Origin of the sequence: Leptospira noumeaensis, assembly GCF_004770765.1 — a bacterium.
GTDB lineage: Bacteria > Spirochaetota > Leptospiria > Leptospirales > Leptospiraceae > Leptospira_A > Leptospira_A noumeaensis.
In genome coordinates, this window is sequence record NZ_RQFK01000011.1 from 503043 (window position 1) to 516871 (window position 13829).

Below are 13829 nucleotides of genomic sequence, written 5' to 3' on the forward strand. Positions count from 1 at the left end.
GGGGCTTTGGTCAATCAGTAAATGCGGTAGAGTCCGATTAGTTTTCCGATTATCGTAGCCTTTTTGGTGCGGATGGGTTTTAATTTTGCATTTCTTGGTTCAAGGCGGATCATATCTGTCTCTTTGTAAAAGACCTTGAGAGTGGCTTCGTTTTCGATCATAGCCACAACAATTTCTCCGTTCCTAGCTGTATCTTTTTTTTGGATGATGGCAATGTCGCCATCGCTAATCCCTGCTTCCACCATAGAATCACCTTTCACACGAAGGGCAAAGGTTCCTGGTTTGGCGGCCATTCCATCCGGAACAGCAATGTATTCTTCGATATTTTCTTCTGCTAGAATGGGAGAACCGGCAGCCACTTGGCCGAGGAGAGGAATTCCTGAAGCGCGGACGAGGAGTGCCTCATCTGCATTTCCTTTTAAAAGTTCGATGGCCCGGCTTTGGTTTTTTGAAGTGCGGATGTACCCTTTTTTTTCAATGGCCTTAAGGTGGTCGTAAGCACCTTTGGCAGTGATTCCAAATTGGTCTCCCATTTCACGGATGGTGGGTGGAAACCCCTTCTCGCGCACTGTGTCCGTTATGTATTGCAGGACAGATTCTTGTTTTTCCGTGAGGTCTTTCATACTAAACAGATAACTAGGAAATGGGCGTTATGTCAACAAAAAACTAGGAGTTATAATTTTAAATACTCACTTTTTAAAACAAAACTTCCTTCTTCTACAATGGCTTCTCCAGATTCTACACCCGTAGTGATTTCCACCCAGTGATCATAAGTTTTTCCCACTCCCACTTTTTTTGCAGAAAAGGATCCATCAGTGTTTCGAACAAAGATAAAATTTTCACCTTCAATTTTATGAATACAATCAGCTGGGATCACCTTCGCTTTGTTTACCGATGATTCTACCATCGCACCTACAACAGTTGCTGTCACACTTTGTCCGGGACGAAGTCTGCCTTTTGAGTTTCGAACTTCCAAACGAATCTCTGCTGTTTTTTTAATGGGATCAATCACATCTCCGACATGAGAAACCACAGCTTTTAATGAATCATCTTTAGATCCAATGGGAATTACCTTCGCTTCGTTTCCCACTCGAATGGAAGCTAAGTCCTTTTCATAAACTTCTAAGTTGATCCACAATACACTCAAATCAGCTACGGTAAAAAGATTATCACGTGCATTCACAGCTTGACCAATGATGGCTTCTCTTTCAGTGACGGTCCCAGAAATTGGTGTTCGGATGTATAAGTTCTTGGAATTGTATTTTCCTGCTTCTAAGTTTGCAATTTCTACTTCATTCAGTCCAAGATTTTCTAAGGCATTTCGAGATGTTTCCATCTCTGCCTTTACTGATTTATAATCCATAAGGGACATTTCGTACTCTTTCGCAGAGGTTACTTTTCTTTCATAAAGATCTTTTGCTCTATCAGCCTGGACTTTTAATGCTTCTAGTCTTGCTCTTGCTTTTAAGTAATTGGCTTCTGTTGTTCCTAGTTCTACCGATTGGATGGAAGCAAGGGCTGTACTTTTTTTGACATGTTCCCCTTCCTTCACGAAAACTTGAACAATTCGTCCACTCACACGAGAACCAACTTTGGCCACACTGTTCATATCATAAGATACAGTGCCTGGGAGTTGAAGTTCTTCTTCCAGAGCCTTTTCTTCCAAATATACTAGGGAAAATGGATGGTTCTTTTGGATTTCTTGAGAGATCACAAATTTAGATTTATCATCAGTTAGTGCTTCTGTTTTTTTACCAGCCCCAAAAAACTTTGTATAACCAAAGTATGCTAAACTTCCCACAAGAACGAGGATACTTAAAGATCTAATACTCTTAAAATTGAATTCTGTTTTCATATAAATTTAAAACTCCGAGCTATCCATCTTTCCGATAGAAGCTTTGTATCCTTCCAAAGCATTGTAATAGAGATAAATGATTTCATAATAACTACGAAGAACACTGAGATAGTTTTTCTCCGCCTCTAAAAAAGTTACTAAATTTGATGCACCACGAATGTAAGCAAGCCTTGACTTCTCTTGGACTTCTTTGTTTTTTTCGAGTAATCCCATTTTTTGGTAATCAAGTAACTGTGATTCCCGAGCCTGTAATTCTTTGATGGCTGCTGAAATTTCAGAAATGATTTCGTTTCGTTTGGCATCCACATCAAATCCTAATTTTTTATAAGACTCTTCTGATTTTAAAATTTCCCCTTGTTTCCGATCAAACAATGGTAGAGCCGTTGCCGCATATACGCCCGTTACATTTTCATTGCCTTTATTTAAAAATTCTACACCCAAAGTTAAAGGAGGAATGATTTCACGTTTTTTTAATTCGATATTCATCCTCTCTCTTTGTTGGCGAATTTTCAGAGCCACTAAGTCTGGTCTTTCTTCGATATCAAAATCGTTGATTTCAATTCCAAACTCACGAGTGGAAATAAACTCCAACCTCCCCTTAATGGTCAAAGGGGAATTCAAATCCGAAATTCCGATAAGAACTCTTAAATTCTTTACCACTTGCGCCCGCAGGATCCTTGCATTTCGGTATTCCCTTTCGATTTGAACCCGTTCCAAAGCCAAACGATCGTATTCCAAAAAGGAAATATCTCCCTTTTCCGCTCTCAGTTTGGTTAAATCCAAAAGGTCTTGGTAGTTTTCTAAAAACTCTTTTTGGTAATTGATCTGTTCTGTAACATATAGATAAGTCCAAAAGTTTTGGCGAAGACGAAGACGAAACAAACGATCGAAGTCTCGAAAACTTGCAATTGTTCCGAGAAACTCTTGTTTGGCGACCTTTTCCCTTTGCGGAATCACACCACTCATATCAAATGGTTGGTTATAGATAAGGGATGTTTCTGGCCTTCCTGTCGCTGCATTCGCGGAAGCTCCCATAAACTGCTGTTGCATATTCACAATTGGATTGTAATACAAACTGGCAGTAATGATATCTCCCCTCGCCATACCAATGTTTTGTTTTTCACGAAGGTACAGTGGATTGCTAGTAACAGCAAAATCTTCTAATTCGTTTAGGTTCCATTTTTCTTTCGAATCTTGGGCCCGAGAGTCTTCCCCGAGAAAAAACAACTCATCTTTCGAATGGAGTTCATACACTGCTTTTTCTTTCGGAAAAACAGCGTAAGATTGAATTCCAAAAAAGAATAGGATTAAAAATTTACCTAAAAACTTCATACAGTTACAAATTTCTTTATATAATCTTCGATCCCAAACTGAATCACTTTGATGGCTTCTTTACGGTCATACACTTCTGTGATTTCCACAGTTCCCGTGGATGGAGAGTTTGGATCTAGTTTGTAAGTTAAAAAATAATGATGAAGTTTATTGATGAGAGCTTTCGGAACTTCTGAAATATCTTTGATCTCACCGAACACTTCGTCCCCTTTGAGGACAGCCACAATTTTATCATCAGCTTCCCCCTTATCAATCATCCGTAGTCCCCCAATAGGAATTACAGTTAGAATCATATTTCCATGAGTGATAGGATTCACACTGAGTACGCAGATGTCGATAGGATCACCATCACCAATGATGTCTGGCCTTCCGACTACATCCGAACAATGTTTTCCGGAAGCTTCTCCTGAAAATGTTCTCGGAATGAATCCATATAAAGTTGGGGAACGGTTGCTATATTTTTGCGGTCTGTCCACTCGGATGAAACCAGAAGCTTTATCGATTTCATATTTCACTGTGTCTTGCGGTGTGAGTTCAATAAATACATCTAACTCATCGGGAGCCTTTGGTCCAAGCTCGAGTCCATGCCAAGGGTGTGCTACGTAATAATTCGGTTTCATTTAAGTCCTCTTTCTCTTTGATTTTTGATTTTGTTTGTTTGATTTAGATTCATCTTCATTTGATGATTCATTTTGATATGGTTCATCATGGTGTGAATGTCCGTGATCCGTATGAATTTCTGATGCTTTGTATTTTTTCATTTCTTCTACAAAGTATTCATTCATCTTACGTTCTCTTTCCATCTGTCTAATTTCTTGTCTTTGTGCTAGTTTGACTAAAAACTCAAATGCAATGGGAAGTAAAAAACGTGATAGGATGGTCGCCACAAGAACCCCACCCATAACCACTGTTGCGAGCGGTCTTTGCACTTCTGCTCCCGCACTGGATGCAATGGCCATAGGTAAAAATCCAATGATGGCCACAAGTTCCGTAGTTGCTACAGCTCGGAGTGTATAAACGGCTGCTTCCACAACTGCTTTGGAAGGATCACGAGTCACCTTCAATTGGTCTTTCAATGCAGAGGCATAAACAACCCCGTTTAACACGGAAATACCAGCAGCAGCAATGAATCCAACGCCAGCGGGAATGGAAAAAGGAAGGCCACGAATCACTAAGGATAAAATTCCACCAGATAACGACAAAGGCACTAGAATAAAAACTCCCAATGCATAATAGACACTTCCAAATGCGATAAATAACATTGCAAAAATAATGGCACCTGCAATAGGAATCACAATCGCCAATCGGTTTTTCGCTCGAGTGAAGTTTTCAAACTGGCCACCCCAATCCACATAATAACCTTGTGGCAAACTAGATTCAATCGACTGAGTTGCTGCTTGCACATCATTCACAAACCCAATCATATCTCGACCACGAACGTTTACTTCCACAAGGATTCTTCGTTTCAATCCTTCGTGGTATAAGGCTGCCGGACCTTCTGTCATTGTGATATCCGTGACTTGACCCAATGGAACGGTTCCACCAAGTTCCGTCATTACGGGCACATTTTCAATCACACCAATATCTGTTAGATCCGCATCTAACCTAACAATGAGATCAAATCGTTTATATCCTTCATAAACCTTTCCTGCGTTGGCTCCTACGCGAAGAGTTTCAATGGTAGTAAGCACCTCTTCAGCTCGAACCCCATAACGAGCCATATTCCCGCGATTCATTTTGATTTCTAGAAGTGGCAATCCAAGTAACTTCTGAACTCGTAAATCAGCAGCACCTTGGATTTTTTTAATTTTGGAGGCGTAATTGTCTGCAATTGCCTTTAAGGATTTTAAATCATCCCCATAAATTTTGATTACAATATCAGCTTTGGAACCGGATAATAATGCATTGACCCGGTTTTCAATTGGTTGCGACAAACTAATGTAAGAAGAAGGAACACTATTGTTCACCGAATTTTTCATTAGTTCCATCAGTTCTTCACGGTCATTTGCAGAAACCCATTCTTTCTTTGGTTTCAGTTTGACCATCATTTCCCCTTCTTCCGATCCAATGGGTTCCGCTGCTGACTCACCACGGCCTTGTCTAGAAACAACACTGACTGCTTCCGGAAATTTCAAAATTACCTTTTCCATTTCCAGGTTTAAATCACGTGAATGATTGATGGCTGTGGAAGGTAATCTTTTGATATCGATCGCGATTTCCCCTTCATCAATCCTAGGTAAAAATTCAGAACCAAGAGTTGATGCGAGTATAAAAGAGAGTAATACCACACCAATTCCTGCATAAGTAAACTGGCGTTTGAATTTCATTCCATAAGTAAGGACTTCCCCATATTTGAGTTGGAATTTGTCCCAAAAAGCAGATTCATGTAAAATTGGTTTTTTATAAATATAAGACATGAGTGCCGGAAACGTAGTAATGGAATAAAGAAGGGCTGCACCTAACGCGAACGCAACGGTAATAGCCATCGGTCGGAACATCCTTCCTTCTACTCCTTCCAGTGTCATGAGCGGTAAATAAACGAGTAAAATAATCCCCACACTAAAAGCAGAAGCCCGCACCACTTTGATACAGGACTCCATAATGACTTCCTCCATTCCATCTTCCATGTCTTGGGCAGAAGTTTTCGAAAGTAAAAAACTTTTACGAAGTAAAAATCCATGGAGTGTGGATTCCAACATCACAATGGAACCATCCACAAGAAGGCCAAAGTCAAGAGCACCAAGAGACATCAAGTTTCCCACAATCCCAAAGGCGTTCATAAGAATGGTTGCCACCATCATGGAAACAGGAATGGCAAGGGCGACAGCAAAGGCTCCCTTAACAGTACCTAATGTTAAAATGAGACAAACTAAAACGATGATGGCAGCTTCCACCAAATTGGTAAATACAGTAGAAAGAGTTCGGCCAATGAATTCAGACCGGTCATAATAAACTTGAATTTTCATCCCTTGTGGAAGACGGGATTCAATCTCTTTCATTTTTTCTTTCACACGGCTAACAACTTGGAGGGAGTTACTACCGAGTAACATCATGGCAGTCCCACCCACAACTTCGCGTTTTCCGTTCATTGTGCTTAATCCAAAACGAAGAGCAGGTCCCGTTTCCACTTTAGCAATTTGACCAAGGGTGAGTGGAATTCCATCTCTTGATGTTCTAACAGATAATCTTGCAATGTCATCGATGGATTTAAATTGACTTTCGCCGCGAATCACAAATTGTTCTTCGTCTTTTTGGATGTAACCGCCACCAAGGTTGACGTTGGCACCTTCCAGTGCTTCTGTAATATGAGAAAGTGTTAAATTATGAGATAACAAACGTTTGGGGTCAATTTTAATTTGGAATTGTTTGGCATCTCCCCCCACTACGTTCACATCAATGATTCCTTTGACCGAACGAAGTTGTCTTGCGACTTCCCATTCCATAACCGTTCTAAGTTCTTCGGGAGTATGACTTTCTGATACAAGGGCAAATTCATAAATATCACCAAGACCTGTGGCAATGGGTGATAACTCTGGCCTCCCGTATGATTTGGGAATAAAGTTCTCTGCTTGTTTTAATCTTTCATTTACAAGTTGCCTTGCAAAATATATGTCTGTTCCGTCTTCAAAGATAACAGTCACAGAACTTACGCCCGTTCTTGAGATCGAACGAATCTCTGTCACCTTTGGCATCCCGTTAAACTCTAGTTCAATGGGATAAGTAATAAATTGTTCCACCTCAAGTGGAGAAAGTCCAGGAACAGAAGTGACCGCCGATACCTGGACGTTAGTCACATCCGGAATGGCATCAATGGATAAATTGAGAGCATTATAAAATCCCACAATGGTCAACACTGCAGTGATCACAAGGACTGTGGCCCGTTTGTGAATGGAAAACTGAATGATTTTTTCTAACATAATTCCTATTTCAAATTCTAGTACACCCCGAAACCTAAAATTAGGTTGGGACTTAAGACTAATCTACATGCAACGATTAAGCCAAAAATGGAGGTGGAAGGTATAGAAAGTGAAATAAGATGAGAATTTCAGGAAAAAATAGAGTTTCTGTGGAAAGTGTCGACCAACGAAGGACAGATATCTTTACAGGAGGTTGGATCCGACGAGAGGGAACAAGTTTTAAAACTTGGTTGGATTCTTTAGATGAGGAAAGAACACGAGTCGTCTCTTCTAACTCGTAGGATTGGTATTGAAAGTCCAAATCTTCGAGAGGAGAAACATACCGGTCGTCGACCAGATTCAGATTGATGAAAACCGCTAAAAGCAGGATGAACCCTGACTTCCAGAAGCGCCTAATTTTCACTATTTTTTCCTATCTGAGACCCAGGTTCAAGAATCGGCCCAGAGACTCAAGAGAAAACCCTTGAAATATGAACTTTTTTACATTTCCTTTTGGTTACAAATACTTGTGTAGTTGCCAAAACGGAACTCCCAAACAAGACTATCCTTACCGATGAAAGACGAATCTATAGACACCATCATTAGCGACGACATCACGTTTCGCGGAACCCTTTCCTTCAATCAAACTTTAAAAATCAAAGGGCAATTCAAAGGCACTATCACTTCCCAAGGAAAACTCATCATTGATGAAACCGGTGATGTAGAAGCTGACGTAGAAGTTGGCAGCCTTGTGGTTCATGGAAACCTAAAAGGAAACGTAGACGCCAAAGAAAAAGTAGAACTTAAAAAAAATGGTAAGGTCGTAGGCGATATCAAAACTCCTGGACTCGAAGTCGAATTCGGTTCCAAAATTATTGGCAATTGCATCATGTAACCAAGGTTCACTTTGGCCCATTACTGGCCGAAGTTCGAACTAAAGTTGAATCCAAACGCCCCCTCTTACGTTACTTAGTCGATAAAAGAGAGGGCCTACGTAACATCCACCCGAAGGAACTTCTTAGTTCCGATTTTTCCTGTTTACACTCTCCCTATTCATTACCAGATTTAGCCAATGCCGTTGAATTGATTTTGAGTTTTGCAAAAGCAGGAAAAAAAATCCTGCTTTATGGAGATAGGGATTCTGACGGTGTCAGTTCCACCTGTTTGTTTGCATTTTTTTTGAAATCACATCCTGAGTTTAGTTCCATTAACCTAGAAGTTATGGTTTCTTCCGAAAGTGATCCTTATGGACTTTGCAGAGAAGCACTGGTTAAAATCAAAAAAGTAAAACCAGACCTACTTGTCACACTTGACTTTGGTTCTAGCCAAGCCGATGAAATTGAAGAACTAACCAATTCCGGAATCCAAGTCATTGTCCTTGACCATCATGAAGTCCCTGTCCGAATCCCAACTAACTGTTCCTTGGTGAACCCAAGAAGAACCGATTCCGTATATCCAGAAAAAAAAATCTGCACAGCCGTTTTATCTTTTAAATTAGTATCAGCCATTTTGTTTCGTTTGAGTGATGAATTTGGTAGGATCTATGTCAAATCAGAAGTAGAAGAAGGAACAGGAAAAACGATTTCCCACTACTTCCAAAATGGAATCGAAATCAAAAGGGAAACACTCGTCTCTCTTACTTTAGATGAAAAATCATTCCTTCCCTATCCAGAAGAATTTGTAACACCCATCCCGGTTGACACGGAACGAAAACTTTTCTATTACCAATGTTCCAAGATCCCTGACTTTTTTACTAGTTTAGAAGAAGAAATAGACCTAGCAGGGATCGGAACCATTACCGATATGATGCCTCTTGTTGGAGAAAACCGACATTTTGTAAAACTTGCTTTAAACTCTCTCACCAAACTTTATGCAGGTGATAAAAAGAGAAAAGGATTATCCGAACTTTTAAAAGAACTAAAACTAAGTCCCCAAGGTGTTACCACAAAAGACCTAGGTTGGTCCATTGGTCCAGTTCTCAATTCCGCTGGTCGTATGGGGAAAACAGAAGAAGCAGTTTCCTTACTATTGGCAGAAACAGTAACGGATGCCAAAACCAAGGCCAAACAACTTCTGTCCATCAATGAAGAACGAAAAGAAAGAACCAAACGAAACATGGACAGGGTGGAACGTTACTTCGCAAGAAAACCAGAACGGACAACCAAAGAAATTGTATTTTGTTACGAACCAGATATGGAACCAGGTGTCAGTGGGATTGTAGCAACAAGAATGGTGGATACCTATAAAAAACCTGCCATATTCCTAGCACCTGACAATGGTGATGCGAGAGGAAGCATTCGTTCTTATGCAAAGGAAAATGTTTTAGAACTTCTAGAATCTCTTTCTCACCATTTTTTACATTTTGGAGGCCATCCAGAGGCTGGAGGATTTTCCATCCAAATCGATAAAATCCCAACCTTCGAAGCTGAATTGTACAAGGCTGCAGGCGAATGGTTATCCAAAGATAAAGAAAGAAAAACCACCCATTCCATTGAAACAGATTTCACAGTTCTAACAGAAGAAATGGGGGACCGGTTACTCAAAGAATGGAAAGATTTGGAACCATTTGGACAGGGAAATCCAGACATCAAACTTGCCATTCGTAACGCGAAGGCCATCCACCTAACACCACTCAGCGGGGGAAAACATGTTCGGTTTCACTTAATTGGAAGTGGTTCTTTAAAGTATATGATTTGGAATAAGGGTGAAGAGTTTCAAAAGTTTATGTCAGAACATGGAAGTTTTGATTTGGTTGGAAGTTTGGAAGAAAATTTTTACCAAGGGAGAACCACCCTGCAGTTCATTGTCGAGTGGTTTGGGATTGCAGCAGAAAATTCTGCCGCGTCATCCTAAAGTTTTACCTTCTAAACATCTTTAAGTTGTTCTGAAAATTCCTTCGGCTTCGAAAGAATTTTCTTTTTATCAAACGTTAACCAGAACCTTGGACTCATCCACATAAACCGGAGTCCATCCTGAATTGTCTTTGAAGTAACGAACCGCTTTGATTCTTAAATTTTTGTCGAGAGTAAACCAGTGGTTGGTATTGGCAGGAATTGAGATAAAATCTCCTTTACTGACATGAACTTCAAACTTTTCTCCATCAATGATAAATCCAAAAACTCCACTACCATCAATGATATAACGTACTTCTTCATCCGTATGAATATGTAGTTTATCAAACTTAGCTAACATATCTTGGATTCCAGGAACTTCATCATGGAGGACAACAAGGTCATTGGCTTTATATCCATGATCTTTTTTTAACTGATCAAAACGGTATGCGAGTCCAGAAAGAACTTCTTCTTTTTCAGCATCGTTTAATCCTTTTTGTCCAAGGATCAAATCCAAAGTTTCCGGTGTTTTATAAGATTCATACACAAGCCCCTTGGAAACAAGGAAGGCTCTAATCTCATTGCTGTCTGTGAGGGTTTCTGATTTTCTAATAATGGTTGCCATACGGAAAGTACCTACTTATGGACAACCCTCTAGCTCCTGCTGTTTGGATCAACCCGTTTTTTCGTTATCCTGGAAGTATTTCCGTTATAACAGAATGGTTGATTTACAACAATGCTCCTGGTTGGAAAAACAACCAACCCGCTGTAAAAAATACACAGAGTAAAAATACCAAAAACCCAAGGGTTGGCATACTTGGCAGGTCACGCACACCTGCTACTTTTCCCGTTTCTTGTTTCATATAGGATTGGATGGTAATCTTCATATAGTAGTAGAAGGCGAGACAAGAGTTTGCCACGGCACCAAACAGAAGGATTCGGTTGAATAATAAATCGGATTCCGCGATTTTTTGCAAAAGGAAAAGTTTAGACCAAAATCCAATGAAGGGAGGAAAACCAGCAAAAGATAAAAACACAATGGATAAGGAAACAGCCGTTAAAGGATACTCTCCACTCAAATGGGAGATTCCTTCTACAGTGACTTCATGTTTCCCTTGTTCTAAATAAGAAATGATGGCAAAAGCCACCAAATTCAAAAGGGAATAGGAAAACAGATAATACAATGCTTCAAGGCCCGCCCCAGAGACTATCCCTGCAACAATATAGCCTGCATGGGAAATAGAAGAATAAGCTAACATTCGTTTGAGATTTTCTTGCCTCAAAGCTACAATGTTTCCCCAAGTCATGGAAACAAGTGCAATCACACCCATAAGGATTTTCCATGATTCACCAATTGCCCCAAGTGGGACATGATTGAACAATACAATGATTAAACCAAGAGCCGAAGCCTTTCCAGCGCTGGCCATAAAACCAGTGATTGGTGTTTGCGAACCTTCGTAAACATCTGGTGTCCAAGAATGAAAAGGTACAAGTGCTGCCTTAAAGGAAACACCTACCAAAAATAATCCAAAACCTAATTTAGAAAAATTGGATTCATAACCTTTTAGAAACAGTCCACGAAGGGCACCATCCAGATTTGTGGTTCCCGATCCACCATACAAAAAAGCAATCCCGAGTAACATAAACCCAGAACTAAAAGATCCAAGTAAAAAGTATTTCATAGCACTCTCTAAAGAAGATACGGAAGAACGAGCCATTCCAATCATTACATATAGAGAGAGAGATAAAATTTCTAGTCCTACAAAAATGACTATAAAATCATAACCCGAAGTTAGAAACATCATCCCCGACAAACAAAAAAGTAAGAGAGGAAAGAACTCAGGAAACAATGTTTTGTGTTGTGATAAAAATGGAGGAGCTATGAGAAGAGTGATAAGACCTGCTATCAAATAAATAGCACTGAGCCAAACAGTCAGCGGACTGAGTGAAACTTGTGATCCAAAAAATTTACCATAACCTGGAGAACTGGTGGTATGATACAAAGCATACATCGCACCAAAAATTCCAAGGATCGAAAGAACCCAAAGTAACTTGGAATCCTCTTCCTTGGGCACAAAAAACTGTACCACAAGAGAAAGTAATGCCACGCCACAAAGAATGAGCATGGGAGAGATTGCGATTAAATCATTGGCAGAAGGAGTATATGACATTGGTTAGTTTCCTATTGTCTCTTTCGGTGTTGGTTCCAACGGAAAATCTGACTCAATGGACTTTTCCAAATTGTCTAAATTTTCATTTAAAATTGGTGGATCCGCTTTTAGGGATACAAAGGTCGGGAGTGCAAACTTTGATCGAAAAGAACCCAATCTTTCTTCAAATGAAAGTGGCTCCACTCCCATACTGGAATAATCCGAAAACTTGCGACTTACATTTCCACCAAGGAAATCTTTCTTACTTTCTTTTCTTTCCGAAATGGATTGAACGGACGCTGCATTTAAATACACATTGGATGAGGATTGTAAAATTTCCAAAAATGGTTTTGGATAAATTCCAATCCAAAATATAAAGATTACAAGAGGGGATAAAATCCCCACTTCCCTAAAAGTTAAATCTTTATAAGGTTTTGCTTGGATGGTTTTACTCACACCGAATAGAAATCGTTTCACAAACCATAAAAGATATAGTGCGCCAAGAACAACACCAGTGGCGGCAATCCCACCAAGCCACACATTCGATTTGATAGCTCCCATTAAAATGAGAAATTCACCCACAAACCCATTGGTTCCAGGGAGACCAACAGAAGATAAAACGGCAATCAGAAAGAAGGTAGAAAAAACTGGCATTTGTTTGGCGAGTCCACCAAACTCACTTATGTTTCGAGTGTGCGCTCTCTCATAAATCATACCGATCATAAGAAAGATCATACCAGTTGAAATTCCATGGGAAATCATCTGCAACATTCCACCCACAACCCCTTCATTCGTGAAAGAAAAAAGACCCAAAATACAAAAACCCAAATGGGATAAGGAACTATAAGCAATGATTCGTTTGATATCGGTTTGAACAAGAGCTGCCATAGAACCATAAACAATTCCAATCACTGCAAGGATTTGAATTCCATCTTGCGACAAAAGACTTGGTTCAGGGAAAAAAGGAATACAAAACCGAATGAAACCATAAGCACCGATTTTTAAAAGAACTCCAGCCAAATCCACCGAACCAACCGTAGGTGCTTGGGTGTGCACATCTGGCATCCAAGTATGGAAAGGAAAAAGAGGAATTTTTACGGCAAAAGCTAAGAAAAAACTAAAAAACAAAAACCATTGGAGAGGTTCTGAATATGCCCCTAGATCTGCGGTTGCCAAAGATTCAATGGAGGTTTTTCCTGTTTTGAAATAAAGGGTAAGGATACCACCTAACATAAACAAGGAGCCAGCCATCGAAAACAAAAAGTATTTTAAAGCAGCTTTAGTTCGATCTTCCCCACCCCAAATTCCAATCATAAGAACCATCGGTAAAACCATTAGTTCCCAAAATACATAGTAAAGAACCAAGTTCCCTGCGGCAAACACACCGAGAACTGCTGTTTCTAAAACGAGTAAACAAATATGAAATTCTTTGATCTTTTTGGGAATGTTCGACCAAGAAGCAAGGCTCGAAAGAAAAAACATAAATGCCGTGAGGCCAAAAAGTAAAAGTGAAATCCCATCCAGACCCACATGGTAATCAACACTCAGTCTTCCTGACAAAATCCAATCCGGAATCCAATGAACAAACTGAAGACCCGATTTGGTTGGATCATAGAGAAAAAACAATCCAACGGAAAGAATGGTAGTAAATGCAGAAGATAAAGCGGAGATAACAACAACTGTCCCCATCCGTTTTTGAAAAACAATGATGGCTGCAGAAAGAATTGGTAAAAAGATAATGAAGGAAAGAATTTGTTCCGGCACT

11 protein-coding genes are annotated in these 13829 nt (G+C 39.9%); 2 read left to right on the forward strand and 9 right to left on the reverse strand.

Features of this window, described 5'->3' with window-relative positions:
• Positions 1 to 14: 14 nt before the first annotated feature.
• From lexA to EHQ24_RS05580, 6 genes are all read right to left on the reverse strand, one after another.
• Positions 15 to 623, reverse strand: a complete 609-nt coding sequence (gene lexA / locus EHQ24_RS05555) for a transcriptional repressor LexA (protein ID WP_135600658.1) — start codon at positions 621 to 623, stop codon at positions 15 to 17.
• 50 nt (positions 624 to 673) lie between these two features.
• Complete coding sequence (locus tag EHQ24_RS05560) at positions 674 to 1855, reverse strand: efflux RND transporter periplasmic adaptor subunit (protein ID WP_135600659.1); 1182 nt, start codon at positions 1853 to 1855, stop codon at positions 674 to 676.
• Between the two features lie 6 nt (positions 1856 to 1861).
• Complete coding sequence (locus tag EHQ24_RS05565) at positions 1862 to 3187, reverse strand: TolC family protein (protein WP_135600660.1); 1326 nt, start codon at positions 3185 to 3187, stop codon at positions 1862 to 1864.
• On the reverse strand, positions 3184 to 3807 hold the full coding sequence (locus EHQ24_RS05570) for an inorganic pyrophosphatase (protein ID WP_135600661.1): 624 nt from the start codon (positions 3805 to 3807) through the stop codon (positions 3184 to 3186). Before EHQ24_RS05570 ends, EHQ24_RS05565 begins: the two co-directional genes overlap by 4 nt.
• Entirely contained in the window at positions 3808 to 7104 is a 3297-nt protein-coding gene (locus EHQ24_RS05575; RefSeq protein ID WP_135600662.1) for an efflux RND transporter permease subunit, read from the reverse strand. It lies immediately after the preceding gene.
• A gap of 76 nt (positions 7105 to 7180) precedes the next feature.
• Positions 7181 to 7507 (reverse strand): hypothetical protein, encoded by a 327-nt coding sequence (locus tag EHQ24_RS05580; protein WP_135600663.1) that lies wholly within the window; start codon positions 7505 to 7507, stop codon positions 7181 to 7183.
• A gap of 150 nt (positions 7508 to 7657) precedes the next feature.
• Here EHQ24_RS05580 and EHQ24_RS05585 point away from each other — a divergent pair, with 150 nt between their 5' ends.
• On the forward strand, positions 7658 to 7978 hold the full coding sequence (locus EHQ24_RS05585) for a bactofilin family protein (protein WP_002973855.1): 321 nt from the start codon (positions 7658 to 7660) through the stop codon (positions 7976 to 7978).
• Positions 7966 to 9936 carry a single-stranded-DNA-specific exonuclease RecJ gene (gene recJ, locus EHQ24_RS05590; RefSeq protein WP_135600664.1) on the forward strand — a complete coding sequence of 657 codons (1971 nt, stop codon included), beginning with the start codon at positions 7966 to 7968 and terminating at the stop codon, positions 9934 to 9936. The genes EHQ24_RS05585 and recJ overlap by 13 nt, the downstream gene beginning before the upstream one ends.
• A gap of 69 nt (positions 9937 to 10005) precedes the next feature.
• Here recJ and EHQ24_RS05595 read toward each other — a convergent pair whose 3' ends face one another.
• From EHQ24_RS05595 to EHQ24_RS05605, 3 genes are all read right to left on the reverse strand, one after another.
• Positions 10006 to 10539 (reverse strand): cupin domain-containing protein, encoded by a 534-nt coding sequence (locus EHQ24_RS05595; protein WP_135600665.1) that lies wholly within the window; start codon positions 10537 to 10539, stop codon positions 10006 to 10008.
• Positions 10540 to 10642: 103 nt separating this feature from the next.
• Positions 10643 to 12085: an NADH-quinone oxidoreductase subunit N gene (locus EHQ24_RS05600; RefSeq protein WP_135600666.1), complete on the reverse strand. Its 1443-nt coding sequence runs from the start codon at positions 12083 to 12085 to the stop codon at positions 10643 to 10645.
• Positions 12086 to 12088: 3 nt separating this feature from the next.
• Entirely contained in the window at positions 12089 to 13828 is a 1740-nt protein-coding gene (locus tag EHQ24_RS05605) for a complex I subunit 4 family protein (RefSeq protein WP_135600667.1), read from the reverse strand.
• Position 13829 lies beyond the last annotated feature (1 nt).

Excerpts from the sequence above, each read along its gene's own strand:
- lexA (WP_135600658.1), bottom strand. The coding sequence starts at position 623 with ATGAAAGACCTCACGGAAAAACAAGAATCTGTCCTGCAATACATAACG.
- EHQ24_RS05560 (WP_135600659.1), bottom strand. The coding sequence starts at position 1,855 with ATGAAAACAGAATTCAATTTTAAGAGTATTAGATCTTTAAGTATCCTC.
- EHQ24_RS05565 (WP_135600660.1), bottom strand. The coding sequence starts at position 3,187 with ATGAAGTTTTTAGGTAAATTTTTAATCCTATTCTTTTTTGGAATTCAA.
- EHQ24_RS05570 (WP_135600661.1), bottom strand. The coding sequence starts at position 3,807 with ATGAAACCGAATTATTACGTAGCACACCCTTGGCATGGACTCGAGCTT.
- EHQ24_RS05575 (WP_135600662.1), bottom strand. The coding sequence starts at position 7,104 with ATGTTAGAAAAAATCATTCAGTTTTCCATTCACAAACGGGCCACAGTC.
- EHQ24_RS05585 (WP_002973855.1), top strand. The coding sequence starts at position 7,658 with ATGAAAGACGAATCTATAGACACCATCATTAGCGACGACATCACGTTT.
- EHQ24_RS05595 (WP_135600665.1), bottom strand. The coding sequence starts at position 10,539 with ATGGCAACCATTATTAGAAAATCAGAAACCCTCACAGACAGCAATGAG.
- EHQ24_RS05600 (WP_135600666.1), bottom strand. The coding sequence starts at position 12,085 with ATGTCATATACTCCTTCTGCCAATGATTTAATCGCAATCTCTCCCATG.